Below are 20,372 nucleotides of genomic sequence, written 5' to 3' on the forward strand. Positions count from 1 at the left end.
CCAACCAAAAGGAAAGGCCGCCTCGTCACCGAGGCGGCCTTCACGGAAAACTCAAGCGATTTACGGCTTTAGTGGGTGACGACCCCCACCTCCTCCTCGCTCGGCTCGGGCTTGGCCATGGTAACCGGCTGTTGCTCGGCTTCCCACTCGATCGGAGAAAAAGGAGCAGTCAAAGCGTTGCTCAATACTTCGTCAACTGTTGACACCGGCAAGATCGTCAGCCCCCGCTTCACATTGTCGGGGATATCGGCCAGGTCCTTTTCATTGTCCTTTGGAATAATCACTGTCTTCAAGCCACCCCGCAGGGCCGCCAGCAATTTTTCCTTCAGACCGCCGATGGGCAGAACGCGACCCCGCAGTGTGATTTCGCCGGTCATCGCCACATCCTTGCGTACCGGAATACCGGTCAACACGGAGACGATCGCCGTGCACATGGTGACGCCCGCGGACGGTCCATCCTTCGGGGTGGCCCCTTCCGGCACATGCACGTGAATGTCACGCTTCTCGAAGACCGACGGCTTGATGCCGAAATTGACCGATCGGGCGCGAACATAAGAGCGCGCGGCCGAAATCGACTCCTGCATCACATCGCCAAGCTTACCCGTATGCGTGAAGACGCCCTTGCCGGGCATGGAGACCGCTTCGATCGAGAGAAGTTCGCCGCCCACCTCGGTCCAGGCCAGACCCGTGACGACACCGATCAGATCCTCAAGCTCCACCTCACCATAGCGGAAGCGCTGGACTCCGGCGTATTTCTCCAGATTGCGGCGGGTAACCGTGACCTTGGCGCCGGGCGTGCCCTTGGTCAAAATCTCCTTCGTCGCCTTGCGGGCGAGATTGGCGATTTCACGTTCGAGACTCCGGACGCCCGCTTCCCGCGTGTAGTAGCGGATCAAATCGCGCAACGCCTCGTCGGAAATCGACCATTCACCCTTCTTGAGACCGGCCGCCTTGATCTGTTTGTCGATCAGATGACCCTTGGCGATCTCAACCTTCTCATCCTCGGTGTAACCCGACAGACGGATGAGCTCCATACGATCAAGAAGAGGCTGCGGCATCCGAAGCGTGTTCGCCGTGGTGACGAACATCACGTCCGACAGATCGTAGTCGACCTCGAGATAGTGATCGTTGAAAGTGCTGTTCTGCTCAGGATCCAAGACCTCAAGAAGAGCCGAGGCCGGATCGCCGCGCCAGTCGGCACCCAATTTATCGACCTCATCCAACAAAAAGAGGGGATTGGACGACTTGGCCTTCTTCATCCCCTGGATGATCTTGCCCGGCATCGATCCGATATAGGTTCTGCGATGTCCCCGAATCTCGGATTCGTCGCGAACGCCGCCCAAGGACACGCGCACGAAGTTGCGCCCCGTCGCCTTGGCGATCGAACGGCCGAGCGAGGTCTTTCCCACGCCGGGCGGGCCGACGAGGCAAAGAATGGGCCCCTTTACCTTCACCGTGCGTTGCTGCACGGCGAGATATTCGAGGATACGTTCCTTGACCTTTTCCAGACCGTAATGGTCGGCGTTCAGGATCTTCTCGGCCTGCTTGAGGTCGCGCTTGACCTTGCTTCGCTTTTTCCACGGAATGGACAGGATCCAATCCAGGTAGTTGCGGACCACGGTCGCTTCGGCCGACATCGGGCTCATATTGCGGAGCTTCTTCAGCTCGCCAACGGCCTTTTCATGAGCTTCCTTCGAGAGATGCGTCTTGCCGATACGCTCCTCGATCTCCGCCGATTCGTCCTTGCCGTCCTCACCCTCGCCCAATTCCTTCTGAATGGCCTTGAGCTGTTCGTTGAGGTAGTACTCGCGCTGGGTCTTTTCCATCTGCCGCTTGACGCGGTTCCGGATCTTCTTCTCGACCTGCAGAACGCCGATTTCCGATTCCATGTAGGAATAGACGCGCTCCAGGCGCTCGGACACCGTCTCGATTTCGAGAAGCTCCTGCTTCTCGGAGATCTTGAGCTGCAGATGCGAGGCCACGGTGTCGGCCAGCTTGCCGGGGTCCTCGATCTGATTGACCGAAACCAGCACCTCGGGCGGAATCTTCTTGTTCAGCTTGATATATTGCTCGAACTGAGCAACCACCGAACGCGACAGCGCCTCCAACTCCTGCAAGTCGCCGGAGTTCTCGCCGATCATTTCGCCATAAGCCTGGAAGAACACTTCGTTCTCGGTGAAACCGGTGATCCGCGCCCGTTGACCACCCTCCACCAGCACCTTGACGGTGCCGTCAGGCAATTTCAGCAGTTGCAGAACGGTACTTACCGTACCGACCTTGTAAATGTCGTCAGCGGTAGGATCGTCCTGCGCAGCGTTCTTCTGGGCGACCAGAAGAATCTGCTTATCGTCCTTCATGACGTCTTCCAGGGCGCGAACCGACTTCTCGCGGCCCACGAACAGGGGGACGATCATATGTGGAAAGACGACGATGTCCCGAAGCGGAAGAACGGGAAAAACGTCTCCGCGCGAAAGTTCGACCATGCTACCTCTTATTCACGAGCGTTCGGATTAGCCGGAAGGTGTTGCTTCGCAGCCCTTTGACTAATACTTCGGTTCCTTTTCCGCCGGGTCAAGGGGGGCTACCCGACCGAACCCCACTTCCCGGGATAAAGTCAAAGGCAACCGCAAAGCTCTAGGCACTCGATCCGACGTCTTCGCGGCGGTCGGCATGGATATAAAGAGGCTGAGCGCGCCCTTCGACCACTTCGCCGTTGATCACGACTTCCTCGACGCTGTCGAGGCCCGGCAGATCGAACATAGTGTCCAGCAGAATGCTCTCCATGATCGAACGCAGACCACGCGCGCCAGTCTTCCGGAGAATGGCCTTCTGAGCGATGGTCTTCAGCGCATCCTCGTTGAAGGACAGACGGACGTCCTCCATCTCGAACAAACGCTGGTACTGCTTGACGAGGGCGTTTTTCGGCTTCGACAGGATGTCGACCAGGGCGGCCTCGTCCAGGTCGGTCAAGGTGGCCAGCACCGGGAGGCGACCGACGAACTCGGGGATAAGACCGAACTTCAGCAGATCCTCGGGCTCGACCTCGCGCAGGATATCGCCGGTCGAACGCTCATCGGGACCACGCACATCGGCGCCGAAACCGATCGAGGTGCCCTTGCCGCGCGCACCGATGATCTTTTCCAGACCGGCGAAGGCACCACCGCAGATGAACAGAATGTTGGTCGTGTCGACCTGCAGGAATTCCTGCTGCGGATGCTTGCGGCCGCCCTGCGGTGGAACCGAAGCGACGGTTCCCTCCATGATCTTCAGCAGGGCCTGCTGCACGCCCTCGCCCGAGACGTCGCGGGTAATCGACGGGTTGTCGGACTTGCGGCTGATCTTGTCCACTTCGTCGATGTAGACGATGCCGCGCTGCGCGCGCTCGACATTGTAATCGGCCGATTGCAGCAGCTTCAGAATGATGTTTTCCACATCCTCGCCGACATAACCGGCTTCGGTCAATGTCGTGGCGTCGGCCATGGTGAACGGCACATCGAGGATCCGGGCCAGCGTCTGCGCCAGCAACGTCTTGCCGCAGCCCGTCGGGCCGACCAGCAGGATGTTCGACTTGGCGATTTCGATGTCCGAATTCTTTCCTCCGGCACCGAGGCGCTTGTAATGATTATGCACCGCCACCGACAGCACGCGCTTGGCGTGCTGTTGGCCGATGACATAGTCGTCCAGGACCGCGCAGATGTCGCGCGGGGTCGGGACGCCATCGCGGGAGCGGACGAGATGCGTCTTGTGCTCCTCGCGGATAATGTCCATGCACAGCTCGACGCATTCATCACAAATGAACACGGTCGGCCCAGCGATCAGCTTACGCACCTCATGCTGGCTCTTTCCGCAGAAGGAGCAGTAGAGGGTGTTTTTGGAATCGCTGCTGGTGGACTTAGTCATCGGTTCTCCATAAGGTGTGCGGCCGCAGCAGAATTATGTTAGACCCTTGGGCCGCCGCCAGACAATGCTAAATATGGCCGGGCTCGACCACTCGGGTCCGCCGTCCCGCCGCCGGGGTGCGGTTCGAACGGTCGACGCCGGATTGATCGGACAGAAATCGTCCTGTTCCGCGTCTCCGCGGAACAGGTGGAATGTGGCGGAAAATAAGGCGACTTGCTTAGGCAGCGGAGGTTGCCTCCGGAACCGGCGGACGGGATGTCACCACCTCGTCGATCAAGCCGAAATCCTTGGCCTCGTTCGCCGTCATATATTTATCGCGCTCCATGGCGTTTTCGATCACGTCCAGGGTCTGGCCGGTGTGCTCCACATACATATTGTTCAGCCGAGCCCGCAATGCCAGGATCTCGCGCGCCTGAATTTCAATATCGGTGGCCTGCCCCTGCGCTCCGCCAGACGGCTGATGGATCATGATCCGCGCGTTGGGCAGGGAGAACCGCTTGCCGGCGGCACCCGCCGTCAACAGCAGGGAGCCCATGGAAGCCGCCTGGCCGATGCAAACCGTCGCCACGGGCGGGCGGATGTATTGCATCGTGTCATAGATGGCCAGACCGGACGTCACCACGCCACCCGGCGAATTGATATAGAAGAAGATGTCCTTGGTCGGGTTTTCCGATTCAAGGAACAGAAGCTGGGCGCAGATAAGCGCCGAGGCTTGGTCGAATACCTCACCGGTCAGGAAAATGATCCGTTCCTTCAACAGGCGGGAATAAATGTCATAGGAACGTTCGCCCCGGTTGGTCTGTTCGACCACCATGGGAACGAGGGTGTTCATATAAAGTTCGATGGGATCCCGGTCTTTCATCTTCAACCTCGTCCTGATGCTTCCGTCTGGTGGCATTCACCGCAACCGGTGTCCCGCCGACGCCATTTCCATCCACCACCCGGACCGCCGCCGGCCGGGACCGGCCACGCAGGCGGTCGTTCCCTCCGGCAGACGGATTGGGATGGCTTGAGTTACGGCGTCATTCTTCAGCGGCGACCTTCTTCTTCGCCGCTTTCTTTTTAGGCTTCGGAGCGGCATCGGCCGCTTCGGACGCCGTCTCATCCTCGGGATCCTTGCGCAGATCGTCGATGGAGACGACCTTCTCGGTCACCTTGGCCAATTCGAGAATGAAGTCGATGACCTTCTCTTCAAAAATCGGCGCACGCAGGCTGTTCAGGGCGTCCGGGTTCTTCTGGAAGTACTGGAACACCAGATGCTCCTGCCCGGGATAGCGGCGCGCTTCGGCCATCACCGCACGATTCAGGTCTTCCTGAACGATGGTGATGTTGTTTTCACGCCCGACTTCGGAGAGAACCAGACCAAGACGCACGCGACGCGTGGCAATGGCCCGATATTCCTCCTTCAGGGTCTCGTCGCTCTTGCCCTGATCGGCGGCATCGAGCCGGCCTTCGCTCTTGTCCTTCTCCAACTGCTTCCAGATGGCGTCGAATTCGAGCTCAACCATGCCTTCGGGCACACCGAAATCATATTGAGCGGCCAACTGATCAAGCAGGTGGCGCTTCAGATGAGCCCGGGAAAGGTTGGTATAGTCGCGCTCGATTTCCTCGCGCACGGCTTTTTTCAACTCGTCCAGGGTCTCGAGGCCGACACCCTTGGCCAACTCGTCGTCAAGCACGGCCGGCACGACCTTGCGCACCTCGTGAACCTTGACTTCGAACTCGGCATCCTTGCCGGCCAAGGCATCGCTGCCGTAATCGGCCGGGAAAGTCACCTTGACCACCCGCTCTTCTTCAGCCTTGGCGCCGATCAACTGGTCCTCGAAACCGGGAATGAAATTGCCCGATCCAAGTTTCAGCGAATAACCCTCGGCCTTGCCGCCGTCGAAGGCAACGCCGTCGACCTTACCCAGGAAATCGATAACGACCACTTCGCCGGACTCGGCTGCGTGGGTTTTCTCAGCGGCTTCGGTCTTTTCCTGACGGCTGGCGATGTTCTGCAGCGCCTGCTCGACCTCGACGTCGGTGACTTCCGCCACCGGCTTTTCCAGGGCCAGATCGCCGAGGCCGGAAATCTTCACCTCGGGCAAGGTTTCGACGGCAATGGTGAACTCGAGGTCGTCGCCCTCCTTGAAGGAGGTGATTTCGACCTTCGGCTGCACGGCCGGCCGCAGCTTATGTTCATCAAGCGCATGCTGAGTGCCGTCGTTGACGGCGGACTCGAGCACCTCGCCCATGACGGAGGAACCGTATTTCTTCCGCAAAATGCCCATCGGCACCTTGCCGGGACGGAACCCGGGAATGCGGACCGTCCGCCCCACCTCGGCGAGCCGGGTCGAAACCTTCTCTTCCAGATGTCCGGCGGGAATAACGACCTTAAATTCGTGCTTCAGGCCGTCAGCATTGGTTTGAGTTACCTGCATTGAATTCTCTGCCAATCGAAAATGTCTATATCGACCGCGTCAGGCGGTTTTGCAACCTTGACCGGGGAATCGGCGCCGCGCTGGGCGTTGTGGTGCGGGCGAAGGGATTTGAACCCCCATGGCCGAAGCCGCTGGAACCTAAATCCAGTGTGTCTACCAGTTCCACCACGCCCGCGGACATGCCGAAGCCCCGGCCGTCCGGCCGGAGCCGATGTCTATAGCACAGACATTTTTCAGGAAACAGCGCAAAACCGCGTGGCGGCACCGACGGTTAATCATTCAAAAAATCCCCGATATATGTCTTTAGTATTAGCAATTCCAGGGGAATTACCCTAGAAAACTTAATGTTATAAGAGACCGCAAAGGAGGAATCTCCTAACGCTCTTGACGGAGGGAAATAAGTGACCGGGGATTTCAATAGGAACGACCGCTTGGGTTTTCTACTCATCGACGACAATGTCAAAAACGCATTGCAAGAATTTCGCCCCATCCTGGCGACGGTGATTGATGACCTTCTTGACGATTTTTACCGCCATGTCGGGCGGACGGAAGCGGCCGCGAAAATATTTGTCGGACGCTCCATGGAACATGCCCGCTCCATGCAGAAACATCACTGGCTGAACAATGTCTTCTCGGGAAAATTTGACGACGAATATTTTTCCCAGGTGACGAAAATCGGCCAGATGCACGCCCAGGTCGGATTGGAGCCGCGATGGTACACGGCCGGATACTGTTTTACCGTCAATAAATTGCTCCGCCTGGCGGCGCAAACCTACCGCAAGAAACCCGAACGAATGGTCGAGGTGATTTCCGCCATCAACAAAGCCGCCTTTCTCGACATGGACCTTGCCGTCTCCGTCTATATCGAGGCCTTGAGGAAGAAGGACGCGCGCTTACGGGGCAGCGCCACCAACTTCGAGCACGATGTCGCCTCGTCGGTCGGTGTCGTCGCATCGGCGGCTACGCAGTTGCGCGCTTCCGCCCAGACGATGGCCGCCAGTTCCGAACAGACCAGCCGTCAGGCCGCCGCCGTCGCCCGGGCGGCCGACCATGCCTCGGAAAACGTCCAGACCGTGGCTTCCGCAGCGGAAGAACTGTCGGCCTCGATTCAGGAGATCAGCCGGCAGGTCGTCCAATCCACCGAAATCGCCAATTCGGCGGTCGGCGAGGCGTCGCGAACCAATCATATGGTCCAGGGACTGAGCGATGCCGCGCTCCGTATTGGCGAAGTGGTCAAGCTGATCAACAATATCGCCAGCCAGACCAACCTTTTGGCGCTGAACGCCACCATCGAGGCGGCCAGGGCCGGCGAAGCCGGAAAAGGCTTTGCCGTCGTCGCCGGCGAAGTCAAAAGCCTGGCGAACCAGACCGCCAAGGCCACCGACGAAATCTCGGTCCAGATCCTTGCCGTGCAAAACGCGACGAAGGATGCCGTCGGTGCCATCAACGGCATCGGGGGCACCATCGGAAAAATGAGCGAGATCGCCTCGGCCATCGCGGCGGCCGTCGAAGAACAGGGCGCCGCCACCAAGGAAATCGCCCGCAATGTCCAACAAGCGGCCGCCGGCACCGGCGAGGTGCTGACCAACATCGGCGGCGTCACCGATGCCGCCACGGATGCGGCAAAGGCGGCTCAGGAGGTCTTGTCCGCCGCCGGGGAACTTTCGGTGCAGTCGACCAGACTGTCGACGGACATCGACATGTTCCTCGAGGTCATCCGGGAAGCCTGACCCATCCCCCCGGGCCCGACGGGCCCGGGGATGTCCCTTTATTAACCGGCCCGGCCACGCCTCGCCAAATCGATCATTATCATACTCAGATATTGCCGCCCTGGTTTTGCCGAGCTAGGGTTAACTTCTCCCATTAGGAGAAGTTATTGATGAGTAATGATCTTGATAGAGCTGGTCGGCTGAAATTTCTTCTCATTGATGAGGGGGTGCGAGAGGCTCTTCGCGAATTCCACGCGATCCTGGCACCGGCGATCGATGTCCTTCTCGATGACTTCTATCGCCATGCCCAAACAACGCCCGAAGCGGCCAGGACCTTCGCGGGAAACTCCATGGACCGGGCTCGTCTCATGCAAAAGCAGCATTGGCTCGACAACGTCTTCTCGGGCAGATTCGATGACGCCTATTTTGAGCAGGTTCAGAAGATCGGCCAGGCGCATGCCCGCATCGGATTGGAACCGCGATGGTACACCGCGTCCTACTGCTTCAGCCTGGACAAGATGGTCCATCTCGCCTGCGCACATTACGGCGGCAAGAAGAAGACGGCTCCCGAGCGTCTGGGCCAGGTGATCGCCGCCATCAACAAGGCGGCTTTTCTCGACATGGATCTCGCCATCTCGGTCTATATCGACGCCCTGCATGAAAAACTGAATGGCCAGGCCACGCTTTTCGAACGGGACGTGTCTTCCATCGTCGGCATCGTCACCGCCGCCACCACGGAGTTGGAAAGTACGTCCCGTTCAATGGTTTCCACCGCCGAGCGAACCAATCAACAGGCGGAAGTCGTCGTCGCGGCGGCCCGACAGGCCTCGGAAAACGTGCAAACCGTCGCCGCCGCCACCGAACAGCTGTCCTCATCGATTCACGAAATCAACCGGCAGGTCGTCCAGTCGAACAAGATCGCCAGTACCGCCGCCGATGAAGCGGACCGCACCAACCAGAAAATGCAGGGACTAACCGAAGCGGCCCTGCGTATTGGCGAGGTGGTCAAACTTATCAACAACATCGCCTCTCAGACCAATCTGCTGGCTTTGAACGCCACCATCGAAGCGGCCAGAGCCGGAGACGCCGGGAAAGGCTTCGCCGTGGTCGCCGGCGAGGTCAAGCATCTTGCCAATCAGACCGCCAAGGCGACCGAGGATATCGGCGCGCAGATCCTCGCGGTGCAGAACGCGACGAAGGAGGCCGCGGCAGCCATCACCGGCATTGGCGAAACGATCGGAAAAATGAACGGGGTCGCCGCGGCGATTGCCGCGGCCGTCGAACAGCAGGGCGCGGCGACGCAGGAAATCGCCCGCAATATCCAACGAGCGGCTTCAGGGACCGATCAGGTCACCTCCAACATCGGCTCCGTCACGCAGGCCACCGGGGAAACCGGACATGCGGCGAGAGAAGTGCTGAGCGCGACCGGCGAATTGTCCAAACAGTCGGAACGCCTGTCCGGCGCCGTCGGCAATTTCCTCGTCGCCGTCCGCGCGAGTTGACCATTTCCGTGCGATGGGCAATCCCCGCCGCACGGAAGAACTGTTCCATTCAGCCTTTGCCGAGCGCACGAACGGCGGCCGAGGTGACGATCTTTCCTTGCCCCCGATAAGCCTCGTGGTTGGCTTCGATTTCTGAAAGTTTGTAAAGGTAATTGATCATCATGCCGGCCGACTGGGCCACGCCCTTGTCGGAAGTGTCGGCCAGCCAGTTCAGGCGCTCCATGCGCGCCCCGTTGGTCAGGTGGAAATGCGCCACCGGGTCCAGCGCCCGCGACGTTCCGGAGCGCTTTTCCAAAAGATAGTGCGCGCAGAGGCGAATCAGAGGTGTGCGCAGGGCCTGGGCAGTGGCTCCATCGTCAACCCAGCGGCTATCGAGCAATTGCGCGAACCCCTGCGGAGCCCCCTCTCCTTTCGCCGGCAATGCCGCCAGAGCGCGCAGTTCCGCCGGCTCCAATATCGCGTCCTCGCCTTCGGCCAAACGGCGGTTAAGCCAGGTCCGGAAACCGGGGATGGGAGACAGGGTGGAGAAAGTCTTCAGATTGGGAAATTCGTGCAACAGGCTATCGACCACGCGCTTGATCAGGAAATTGCCAAAACTGATGCCGACCAATCCCTTCTGCGCATTGTTGATCGAATAGAATATGGCGGTATCCGCCTTCTTCGGATCTTCCACCGGAGCATGCTCATCCAACAGATCGTGGATATTGCCGGCGATGCCGCGAACCAGCGCCACCTCTACGAAAATCAACGGTTCGTCGGGCATGCGGGGATGGAAGAAGGCGTAAAGACGCCGGTCGGAATCGAGTCGATTCTTAAGATCAGACCATCCCTGGATGGCATGCACAGCCTCATAGGCCATGATTTTTTCCAAAATCAGGGCCGGGGACCGCCAGGTGATGCGTTGCAATTCCAGGAAACCGACGTCGAACCAGGCGCTTAACAGCTCCTTCAAATCGGCCTCAAAAGCCTGCATGGCGGGATCGCCCTTGCTCAGAGGCAAAAGCTCGGCCCGCATATCGACCAGGAACTTCACGCCTTCCGGCAATGCATTGAACTGCGTGAGAAGCCGTTGGCGGGGGCTTTCCAGGGCTTCACGCAAGGAACGCTCCGCGGCATGACGCTCGGCGGGTCCGGAAGCCTTGGCCACATCGGCCATCGCCTTGTCGACCTGGCCGGTATCGGGACCGAATTCGTCGGCCACCATTTTCAGAAAGTTTCGCCGGCCGACGGCATTCAGCTCCAAATAGGAGCGCCCAAGGGTGGCGGCCCGCGCTCGGGCGGATACCTCGCCCCCCCGGCCTTGCAAACATTCCCGCACCTGGTTGCGCAGCAAGGCCGCGTCATCCGCAGGCAACTCGGGATCGATTTTCGGAGCGCCACCCAGGGACTGGGCGATATCACGCCAAAGCCCGCGCAACGTCTTCAATCGGTCGAACAGTCCGTAATTGGCGGCCTGCGTCACAAGTCCCGCCAGCTTTCCGTCGTCCATGTCGCTCTCCTCCGCCGGAGATGAAAGCGTTCCGGTCCGCCCGTCCTCTCCGACCAAGACGGGATATCGTCGTCGGAAAGGCGCCGCCAGACGGACGCCATCTCTCCGATAAGATCTTCTGCGATCAATCCTGGACCGATCATTTGCGCCGCCTGCACATGCATCCACGCACCCAGGCAGGCGGCTTCGAAAGGATCCATCCCTTGCGCCAACAATCCACCGATCAAACCGGACAGGACATCTCCCGTCCCCCCGCTGGCCAAGGTGGGAGGAGCGCCGACGGAGATCGCCGCGCGGCCGTCGGGCGCGGCCACCACCGTGTCCGATCCCTTCAGCAGGATAACCGCGCCGCTCGTGGCGGCGGCCCGCCGCGCCCGGGTCAGGCGGTCGCCGGTATGATCGAACAGGCGGTTGAACTCCCCGTCATGCGGAGTCAGCACCGGCATCTTGCCCAGTTGCCACAAAGCCTGCGGATCGTCCGCGTAACTGGTCAAGGCGTCGGCGTCGAGCACACAACGCTTGTCGGCCGAGAGCGCATCGGCGACCAGGGCTTTCGTCCCGCGTCCGATGCCCAATCCCGGCCCGATGACCGCGGCCGTCACCCGGCGATCGAGCACCAGACGTTCCCAGGCGATCGACGGCTGCACCATCACGCCCGGATGATCGCCCCGATAAACGTCGGCGGTGCCTTCCGGAGCCGCCAGAGTGACCAGTCCGGCCCCGGCCCGGCGGGCCGCCATTGCCGCCAGCCTTGCGGCACCGGTGAGAACTGCGCCGCCAGCCACCAGCAGATGACCGCGGTCGTACTTATGCCCGGCCGGCTGCGGCCATTTGATCTTGTCGCGCCACAGGCTCGGCGTATTGACGAATGTCTGCGGAGCGATATCGGCCAGCACGGTTTCGGGTATGCCGATGTCGCCGACGACCAACTCGCCGCACAAAAGGCGTCCCGGCAACAGCAGATGACCGGGCTTCGGCCGAAAGAAGGTAACGGTCAACCAGGCTTGGGCCGCGGCCCCCAGCATCTGCCCGCTGTTTCCATCGATCCCGCTCGGCACGTCGACGGCCACCATGTCGAGGCCGCGAATGCCGATCTCCTCGATCACCCGGCGCGCCAAGCCTTCGAGCGGCCGGGACAAGCCGGCGCCGAACAGGGCGTCGATCACCAGGGGATCCCCATCCAGGCTTGCGAGTGTGAGCGGCAAAATTTCATGCCGCCAGCGCGATGCCATCAGCGCGGCATCGCCCTTGAGACCGGCGAGTTCGCCCAACAGGAACAGACGAACGGGCCAGCCCCAGGATTCAAGCAGGCGCGCCACCACGAATCCGTCGCCGCCGTTGTTTCCCGGACCGCACAGCACATGCACCAGGCGAGGAGGACAGCGTTTGCGGATGGCCGTGGCGACCTGCCACCCGGCCGCCTCCATCAGGATCTCGCCCGGGATGCCCAGGGCAAGAGCAGCCTCATCGGCGGCAAACATTTCAGCGGTGGACAGCAGGCAACTCAACATCGGCCTCCCGGGCGCTCTGGTTAAAGGTTAAACCCAATCGACGGCTTGGCAACCCCACAGGGGCATATAACCATAAAATTCATAGGTGATCTCACCGCCAGCGCACTGGTCGCTGACGGTGAAGGGCGTTATATAGGTCGCGGTCGGCGGCGCGACGCCCACCATGGATGGACGGGCCCGGACGACGCGATCGGACTATGGGCGCCCACCGCGCCATTTTCCAGACGGCCGGCGACCCACGCGATTTTTACCGAAGTGGGGCGCCAAAGGGAATCGGAGAGGACGGATCGTGAAGGTACTCGTACTTGGCGCAGGCGTGGTTGGCGTTACTTCGGCATGGTATCTCGCCAAGGCGGGACATGAGGTGGTGGTGGTGGACCGTCAACCCGGCGCAGGGCTTGAAACCAGCTTTGCCAACGGCGGCCAGATCTCTCCCTGCCACGCCGAACCCTGGGCCAATCCATCGACGCCGAAGACGGCGTTGAAATGGATGGGACGGGAAGACGCTCCGCTGGCCTTTCGCTGGCAGCGCTGGGATCCCTGGCTGTGGGCGTGGGGAGCGCGTTTTCTGCTGAATTGCACGGCGTCCCGCGCGAGCATCAATACCGATCGCACCTTGCGCGTCGCCATCTATTCCCGTGCCTGCCTGCAAAGCCTGCGGGCCGAGACGGGCATCGAGTACGATCAGAAAACCCAAGGTATCCTGCACGTTTACCGCGATCCGCAAAGCTTCCAGCACGCCGTCGGCGCCGCCGAGATGATGACGGGGATGGGCCTGGAGCGCCAAGTCAAGTCCGTGGAGGAATCCCTGGCCCTCGAGCCGGCGCTGGACGCCGCCCATAAGGAGTTGGCGGGAGGGATCTTCACCCCGGGCGACGAATCCGGAGACGCCCATCGTTTCACCCAGAATTTGGCCGCTCTCTGCGCACAAAAGGGCGTCGTCTTTCATTACGGTACAACCATCCTGGGCCTTGAAATGGACGGTGGGCGCATGGTTTCGGTGGCCACCGACAAGGGCCGGCTCCGTGCCGACGCCTTCGTCATGTCGCTGGGCAGTTGGAGTCCGAAGTTGGCCCGGCATGTCGGACTGACCTTGCCGATCTATCCGGCCAAAGGCTATTCGGCCACGCTCCCCGTCACCGATCCGACCAAGGCGCCGACAATCGCCATTACCGACGACGAGCACAAATTGGTCTTCAGTCGGCTGGGTGATCGTCTGCGTTGTGCCGGAACGGCGGAACTGGCCGGATGGAACCTGAATATGAGCGCGGTCAGGGCCTCGATCGTCACCACCCACTCGCGAGCCTTGTTTCCCGGCGCAGGAGATTTCGACAAGGCGCAGATCTGGTGCGGTCTCCGTCCCGTTACGCCGGATTCCGTTCCCATCCTGGGCCGCACCCGAATCGACAATCTGTTCTTGAATACCGGTCACGGTACCTTGGGATGGACCATGAGTTGCGGTTCGGGCCGGGTCCTGGCGGACCTGATTTCCAACCGCCCCCCCGATATCGATATGACCGGCCTCGGACTGGATCGCTTCGCCCTGTCCTGAAGGTTTGGGACAAAAATTTGTCCCAAACCTTCAGGATGCCATTAAGACGCCTCCGCTCCGCTTGCCGCCCGGGCTCAGGCGCCGCTCGGGCTGCATGGATCCGGGACAGGATTTTGCCCCGGTCGACAACCAACCCTCAAGAGCAAATCGCTTACCACTGCTCGACTAAATATTGAAAAACCTCCATGATGTCCGCGACGCTCGGAAATGAGGGCGGGAGGGATGATGACAGCCAAGACAGTGGCCATCGCGCAGCAAAAAGGCGGCGCCGGCAAAACCACCATTGCCGTCCAGTTGGGTGTCGCCTGGGCGCTGGCGGGATACCGGGTCGCCATGCTGGATGTCGACCCGCAAGGCTCGATGTCGGCCTGGCATGGCTTGCGCAAGACGGCAGGGACGGTACCAGCGCTGTTCGTCGGCGATATCCCGGGATGGAAGCTGTCCACCGAAATCGACCGATTGAAAAACGACTATGACGTCCTGCTGCTCGACACCCCGCCCCATGCCGAAACAGACGCGCGGGTTGCGGTGCGCGCCGCCTCCCTGATTCTTGTCCCCCTGCAGCCGAGTCCCGTGGATTTGTGGGCGACCAAGCCCACACTGGAATTGGCCAAACGTGAAAAGGGCGCGGCTCTCCTGCTGCTGAACCGCGCCCCTGCGCGCGGCAAGCTGCTCGACCATGTCCGCGCCAGAATCAGCGAGGAAGGGCTGCCGCTGGCGCGCACCGTTCTGGGCAACCGCAGCGCATTCGCCGCCAGCATGATGGAAGGAAAAGGCGTGGTGGAAACCCACCCGAAAAGCGCCGCGGCGACGGAAATCCAGGAATTGGCTGAGGAAATCGGCGCGATTCTGACATTGACCCGACGGCAGGCCGCCGAATGATCGGCGCCGCCGTTCACACCACGCGAAGAACAGCCTTGCGGCTGAATGCCACAGCACGCTGAATACGTTGAACCAACGCCCGCGCAGTGAAAGGCCGGACGAGGAATTCGGTGGCTCCTGCCTGTCTGGCTTCACCGAGCCTCCACAAGTCCGAATATTCGGCGATCAGGATGATTGGCAAGCTGTCGCTCACCTCTTCGCGCACCTGACGCACGAAAGCGATTCCATCGCCGCAATCCGGCACCCGGCCGACCATCAGAAGATCAGGGTGTTCAACCCGCAATCGTTCCAATCCGGCCAATCCATCATCGGCTTCACCGCAAGATTCGATGCCCACTTGATGGAGTATGGCCGTCACATGGCGGCGCGAACCGTCGTCGACGTCGACCAGTAAGACTCTCAGCCCTTCGAAACGCATCACCCGATCCGGCCAGTCATCCTTGTGGAAAGCGCCCGTCAGGCGTAACACAATTTGCCGGATCTGAATATGGCGCAGCCGTGGTGACATCGAACTGTCATCGTCTGTTTTCGTGGAAAGAGGAGCCCTTGCCAATGGCGGATAAATTTGAAGTCATCGAAAAAACAACGCCATTCCAGGGATATTTCCGCGTCGACCGCTACACGCTCCGCCACCAGCGGCACGATGGAGGTTGGACGGCGCCGATGACGAGGGAGATCTTCGAGCGCGGTCACGCCTCCGGCGTTCTGCTCTACGACCCGGTCCGCGACGAGGTGGGCCTGATCGAACAATTTCGTCCGGGCGCCATGGCCGCCGGCTGGCAACCATGGATGATCGAGATTGTGGCCGGCATCATCGACGATGGCGCCACCTCGGAAGAGGTGGCCATTCGCGAAGCCGAGGAAGAAGCCGGAGCGATCATCAAGGACCTGGTGCCCATCTGCAAATATCTGGTCACGCCGGGTGGCAGCACCGAGAGCATGGCACTCTACTGCGCCCGCATCGACAGCCGGTCGCTGGGAGGATTTCATGGCCTGGAGGAGGAAGGCGAGGACATCCGGGTGTTCTCGGTGGCGGCCGAGGAAGCGATCGGCTGGGTGGAATCGGGACGGGTCATCAATTCCTGCGCCATCATCGCCTTGCAATGGCTCGCCCTCAACCGGCAACGCCTGATCTCCCTTTGGACGACTTGATCCATATCAGCCCGCCGGCTAATGTGTTCCCCCGCAATCATTTTTTCGGAGCAGGCATGCCCAATATCCGCAGCGGCTTCATCGACACCATCGGCAATACGCCGCTGATTCGCCTGAAAAAGGCATCCGAACTGACCGGATGCGAAATTCTCGCCAAAGCCGAATTTCTAAATCCCGGCGGATCCGTCAAGGACCGCGCCGCATTGGCCATCGTTCAGGACGCCGAAGAGCGCGGACTTTTGAAGCCGGGCGGCGTCATCGTAGAAGGTACGGCCGGCAATACCGGCATCGGCCTCGCCCTGGTCGGCAATGCGCTCGGCTACCGGACCGTCATCGTCATGCCCGAAACGCAGAGCCAGGAAAAGAAGGACATGCTACGGCTGTGCGGCGCCGATCTGCGCCTCGTTCCCGCCCTGCCCTACGCCAATCCGGGCAATTACGTCCGTTATTCCGAAGCGCTGGCCAAGGAGATGGCCGCCACCGAACCGAACGGGGTTCTGTGGGCCAACCAGTTCGACAACCAGGCCAACCGCACCGGCCATTATCGGACCACCGGGCCCGAGATTTGGGATCAGACCGGGGGCAGGATCGACGGCTTCACCTGCGCCGTGGGCACCGGTGGCACCCTGGCCGGCATCGGTATGGCGCTGAAGGAGCGCAATCGCGACATCGTCGTGGCCCTTTCGGACCCGATGGGCTCGGCGCTTTATAATTTTTATGCCGGCGGCGAGCTGAAGTCCGAGGGGAATTCGATCACCGAAGGCATCGGCCAGGGACGCATCACCGGCAATCTTGACGGGGCGCCCATCGACAATCAATTCCGCGTCACCGACGAAGAAGCCCTGCCGATGATCTTCGATCTGCTGAAGGAGGAAGGTCTCTGCGTCGGAGGATCGAGCGGCATCAATGTCATGGGGGCGGTCAAGCTGGCCCGTGACCTGGGCCCGGGCCATACCGTGGTCACCATCCTCTGCGATTTCGGGACCCGTTATCAGAGCAAGCTGTTCAACCCGGTATTTCTCAAGGAGCGGTCGCTGCCAATTCCCGACTGGCTGGTTTGAAATTTCCGCGATGTCCGCCTCCTGCCCAATGGTGAAAATATGACCTACGCCAGTTCGCACGCTCTCGTCAGCACCTCATGGTTGGCCAGTCATCTGGAAGCCCCCGACGTCCGCGTGGTCGACGCCAGCTGGTTCATGCCGGCGACCGGCCGCGACGGGCGGGTCGAATACACCCGCGAACATATCTCCGGCGCGGTTTATTTCGACGTCAACGATATCGCCGACAGTTCCTCGCCGCTGCCCCACATGCTGCCCGACGCGGCCAAGTTCGCAAGCAGGGTCAGACGTCTCGGCCTCGGCGACGGCAACCGCGTGGTCGTCTATGATCGTGCGAGCGGCGGCGCGGCGGCGGCACGAGCCTGGTGGATGTTTCGTGTTTTCGGTCACGACGATGTTTCCGTTCTCGATGGCGGCATCGTCAAATGGCAGCGCGAGGGACGTCCCACCCACGATCTGCCCCCAACGCCGCGGGAGCGCCATTTCACGCCCCACGTCAATCAGCTTCTGGTGCGCAACAAGGAGCAGATCCTCGCCAATCTCGAAAGCGCAGAGGAGCAAGTCGTCGACGCCCGCTCGGCCTCGCGTTTCGCCGGACTCGAAAAGGAACCATGGCCACATAAGAAGGTCGGCCACATACCCGGCGCTTTCAACGTTCCCTGGACCCAACTTATCGACGAAACCAGCAAGACTTTTCTGCCGGTTGACGCACTGAAGGCGCGTTTCCTGGCGGCCGGGGTGGATCTTGACAAGCCGATCGTCGCCAGTTGCGGTTCAGGTGTCACCGCCTGCGTCCTGGCGTTGGCGCTCTATCTCCTGGGCAAGCCGGACGTTGCCGTCTATGACGGATCCTGGGCAGAATGGGGCCTGGCCGACGATACCCCGGTCACCTCCGCTTAGGGCCTGGGACGGAATTACCGAACCAGGCCCTTGGAGCCCGAGCGGCGCCTCTCGCCCGCCGACAGCGGAGCGGAGGCGTCACATCAAACTTAAGGGAGTGGTGCGATTATTTCGCGCCATGCCCTTAAAGCGTCTGCCGCTTGAAACTCGAGGGCTTGGCGCGACTATTTCGCGGCAAGCCCTGAAGAGCGGCCCTTTTCTTACCCCGTTTCCCATGGGAGCATGATGAAAAAGGACACAAAGATCGTCCATGCCGGGCGTCATCCCGAGCAGTATCACGGCGCCGTCAATCCGCCCGTCTATCACGTTTCCACCGTCACCTATCCCAGTGTAGCGGCGATGACCGAGGCTGAACGCAAGCCTTATGACGGCATGCGTTACGGCCGATACGGCACGCCCACGAGCTTCGCCCTGGAGGAGGCCATCGCGATCCTGGAAGGCGGCTATCGCACCATTTCCACGGCGTCCGGCCTCGCCGCCATCACCGGAACCTTGACCGCGCTGCTGAAATCAGGCGATCACGTACTGATGGTCGACACGGTTTATTTTCCGACCCGCCGTTTCTGCACCGAACATTTGAAGCGCTGCGGCATCGAAACGACCTTTTACGATCCCTCGATCGGGGCTGGCATTTCGGCGCTGATGCGCCCCGAAACCCGGGTCGTCTTCGTGGAGGCGCCCGGATCGCTGACCTTCGAGATGCAGGATATTCCCGCCATCGCCACCGTGGCCCACGCAGGTGGCGCCATCGTCGTGATGGACAATACCTGGGCGACGCCATTGTTCTTCAAACCTTTTGAAAAAGGCGTCGATATCTCCCTGCAGGCCGCGACCAAGTTCATCGTCGGCCATTCCGATGCCATGCTGGGACTGATTACCTGTGCCACAGAAGAACTGTGGCACGTCGTCAAGAGCTCGATCGCCCACTTCGGCGTCTGCGCCGGCAGCGAGGAGGTTTATCTTGGCCTGCGCGGCCTGCGCACCCTGTCGGTGCGCTTACGCCAGCACCAGGAATCCGGCCTGGCGCTGGCATCCTGGCTGGCCGCGCGCCCCGAGGTCCTGCGCGTCATGCACCCCGCCCTGCCGGGTGACCCCGGCCACGCCTTATGGAAGCGCGACTTCAGCGGCGCCTGTGGACTTTTCGGCTTCGAATTGGCGCCTTGTCCGGAGGCGGCGGTCAACGCGTTCATCGACGGTCTCGAACATTTCGGGCTGGGCTATAGCTGGGGCGGATACGAAAGCCTGATCATCCCCACCTCCGACGGGATCAAACGCACCGCGAAGCCCTGGCGGGGCGACGGACCGACATTGCGGATCCATACGGGCCTGGAAGATCCATCCGACCTGATTGAAGATCTGGCCAAGGGATTTGACCGCCTGGCGGCGAAGAAATAACCGCTCGGCGATATGGCAAGCAATGCGGCCGGTTCCCTCCCCAGGGAACCGGCCGTTTTTGTTTAAAACTCGCTCCACCACCAAAAAGAAAGAAACAATAAACAAAACCTCTTTCAACCTGGCATAAAATAAGAAAAAAACCGCCAACTTTGAAAGATGTACTGCTATACTTTTGAAGCATGACAATTTCAATATTTGATTAAAATGCAATCCACCAGATCACCACAGACAAGCAGGGATCAACAATCGAAAGCCGAAGAGATTCGGCAGAATGCCAGGCGTTTTGTCGATGCCCTGGCGATCCGCCTCCAAGAACTGGAGAGCATGGCCGATCTCGCCAGGCACTATGACGTTTTCAACACCGAAGAATATACGCAATTCAAAAAGCTGTTTTTGGACTTCAGCGAGCTTTGCGAGGAATTTCAGATCCTCAGCCGATTGACCGAGGATTCCTTGGCGCAATTCGAACGGGCGGCCGCGGACCAATGGAACGAGCATCGCGAACTTGAGGAGTATTTCCGGAGATTGCAGGTCCCGATGCTGAATGCCCTCATTCGCACCAATCTACACCTGCTTGGTATCTGGGAAGATCGCCTGCACCATGGTGAAGGCCTGCCCTATGGATCGCGGGAGGTCTTCGTGGAAACCATCCGGGTCGTTCAGAATGCCCGCAGCGAGCTTCTGCGCCCCCGATACGTCGCCCTCCTGGACGAGATGGCCCTGAAAGATGCGGACCGCGCGGATCGGCTTCTGCGCTCCCTGATGGCGCAAGCCCCTCAATTTGCGGACTTCTCATCCGACAAACTGTCAGATAACGCCCCCCCTGCCCCCGACAGTTCGGAGGCGAGTATTTTCTCGCCACAGCCACCGTCGTCCCTGCTTTCCCCCTTTACCTGATT

16 protein-coding genes and 1 tRNA gene are annotated in these 20,372 nt (G+C 60.5%); 9 read left to right on the top strand and 8 right to left on the bottom strand.

All coding sequences use genetic code 11. The features are described 5' to 3' along the window. Positions 1-68: 68 nt before the first annotated feature. The 5 genes from lon to CWS72_RS04665 all read right to left on the bottom strand — a co-directional run bounded on the left by lon (position 69) and on the right by CWS72_RS04665 (position 6,498). Positions 69-2,483: an endopeptidase La gene (lon, locus tag CWS72_RS04645; RefSeq protein WP_101249394.1), complete on the bottom strand. Its 2,415-nt coding sequence runs from the start codon at positions 2,481-2,483 to the stop codon at positions 69-71. A gap of 151 nt (positions 2,484-2,634) precedes the next feature. After that, positions 2,635-3,900: an ATP-dependent Clp protease ATP-binding subunit ClpX gene (gene clpX, locus CWS72_RS04650; RefSeq protein ID WP_101249395.1), complete on the bottom strand. Its 1,266-nt coding sequence runs from the start codon at positions 3,898-3,900 to the stop codon at positions 2,635-2,637. 217 nt (positions 3,901-4,117) lie between these two features. Beyond that, positions 4,118-4,762: an ATP-dependent Clp endopeptidase proteolytic subunit ClpP gene (gene clpP, locus CWS72_RS04655; RefSeq protein WP_101249396.1), complete on the bottom strand. Its 645-nt coding sequence runs from the start codon at positions 4,760-4,762 to the stop codon at positions 4,118-4,120. A 160-nt stretch (positions 4,763-4,922) separates the two neighbouring features. Beyond that, positions 4,923-6,323: a trigger factor gene (gene tig / locus CWS72_RS04660; protein WP_101249397.1), complete on the bottom strand. Its 1,401-nt coding sequence runs from the start codon at positions 6,321-6,323 to the stop codon at positions 4,923-4,925. A gap of 90 nt (positions 6,324-6,413) precedes the next feature. Beyond that, positions 6,414-6,498: transfer RNA gene (locus CWS72_RS04665), tRNA-Leu, on the bottom strand. A gap of 256 nt (positions 6,499-6,754) precedes the next feature. Here CWS72_RS04665 and CWS72_RS04670 point away from each other — a divergent pair. Next, entirely contained in the window at positions 6,755-8,053 is a 1,299-nt protein-coding gene (locus CWS72_RS04670) for a globin-coupled sensor protein (RefSeq protein WP_241911576.1), read from the top strand. A 149-nt stretch (positions 8,054-8,202) separates the two neighbouring features. After that, positions 8,203-9,534: a globin-coupled sensor protein gene (locus CWS72_RS04675; protein WP_101249399.1), complete on the top strand. Its 1,332-nt coding sequence runs from the start codon at positions 8,203-8,205 to the stop codon at positions 9,532-9,534. 49 nt (positions 9,535-9,583) lie between these two features. On the opposite strand, the gene CWS72_RS04680 is transcribed toward CWS72_RS04675, so the two are convergent. Both CWS72_RS04680 and CWS72_RS04685 read right to left on the bottom strand, forming a co-directional pair. Next, positions 9,584-11,023: a malonyl-CoA decarboxylase gene (locus CWS72_RS04680; protein WP_101249400.1), complete on the bottom strand. Its 1,440-nt coding sequence runs from the start codon at positions 11,021-11,023 to the stop codon at positions 9,584-9,586. Further along, positions 10,993-12,534, bottom strand: a complete 1,542-nt coding sequence (locus CWS72_RS04685; RefSeq protein WP_101249401.1) for an NAD(P)H-hydrate dehydratase — start codon at positions 12,532-12,534, stop codon at positions 10,993-10,995. Before CWS72_RS04685 ends, CWS72_RS04680 begins: the two co-directional genes overlap by 31 nt. A gap of 289 nt (positions 12,535-12,823) precedes the next feature. Here CWS72_RS04685 and CWS72_RS04690 point away from each other — a divergent pair, with 289 nt between their 5' ends. Both CWS72_RS04690 and parA read left to right on the top strand, forming a co-directional pair. Continuing rightward, positions 12,824-14,086 carry a D-amino acid dehydrogenase gene (locus CWS72_RS04690; RefSeq protein ID WP_101249402.1) on the top strand — a complete coding sequence of 421 codons (1,263 nt, stop codon included), beginning with the start codon at positions 12,824-12,826 and terminating at the stop codon, positions 14,084-14,086. Between the two features lie 222 nt (positions 14,087-14,308). Continuing rightward, entirely contained in the window at positions 14,309-14,968 is a 660-nt protein-coding gene (gene parA / locus CWS72_RS04695) for a ParA family partition ATPase (RefSeq protein WP_420824047.1), read from the top strand. 13 nt (positions 14,969-14,981) lie between these two features. On the opposite strand, the gene CWS72_RS04700 is transcribed toward parA, so the two are convergent. Beyond that, on the bottom strand, positions 14,982-15,476 hold the full coding sequence (locus CWS72_RS04700) for a response regulator (RefSeq protein WP_101249403.1): 495 nt from the start codon (positions 15,474-15,476) through the stop codon (positions 14,982-14,984). A 44-nt stretch (positions 15,477-15,520) separates the two neighbouring features. On the opposite strand from CWS72_RS04700, the gene CWS72_RS04705 reads away from it, so the two are divergent. From CWS72_RS04705 to CWS72_RS04725, 5 genes are all read left to right on the top strand, one after another. After that, positions 15,521-16,120, top strand: a complete 600-nt coding sequence (locus CWS72_RS04705; protein ID WP_101249404.1) for an NUDIX domain-containing protein — start codon at positions 15,521-15,523, stop codon at positions 16,118-16,120. A gap of 56 nt (positions 16,121-16,176) precedes the next feature. Further along, positions 16,177-17,181: a cysteine synthase A gene (locus tag CWS72_RS04710; RefSeq protein WP_101249405.1), complete on the top strand. Its 1,005-nt coding sequence runs from the start codon at positions 16,177-16,179 to the stop codon at positions 17,179-17,181. Positions 17,182-17,220: 39 nt separating this feature from the next. Continuing rightward, a complete protein-coding gene (gene sseA, locus CWS72_RS04715; RefSeq protein WP_101249406.1) occupies positions 17,221-18,078 on the top strand; it encodes a 3-mercaptopyruvate sulfurtransferase in 858 nt (285 codons plus the stop codon). 225 nt (positions 18,079-18,303) lie between these two features. Further along, on the top strand, positions 18,304-19,473 hold the full coding sequence (gene metC, locus CWS72_RS04720) for a cystathionine beta-lyase (protein WP_101249490.1): 1,170 nt from the start codon (positions 18,304-18,306) through the stop codon (positions 19,471-19,473). A 324-nt stretch (positions 19,474-19,797) separates the two neighbouring features. After that, entirely contained in the window at positions 19,798-20,370 is a 573-nt protein-coding gene (locus CWS72_RS04725; RefSeq protein WP_146002622.1) for a hypothetical protein, read from the top strand. The last annotated feature ends 2 nt before the right edge of the window (positions 20,371-20,372 follow it).

Origin of the sequence: Telmatospirillum siberiense, from assembly GCF_002845745.1 — a bacterium.
Lineage (GTDB): Bacteria > Pseudomonadota > Alphaproteobacteria > Rhodospirillales > Magnetospirillaceae > Telmatospirillum > Telmatospirillum siberiense.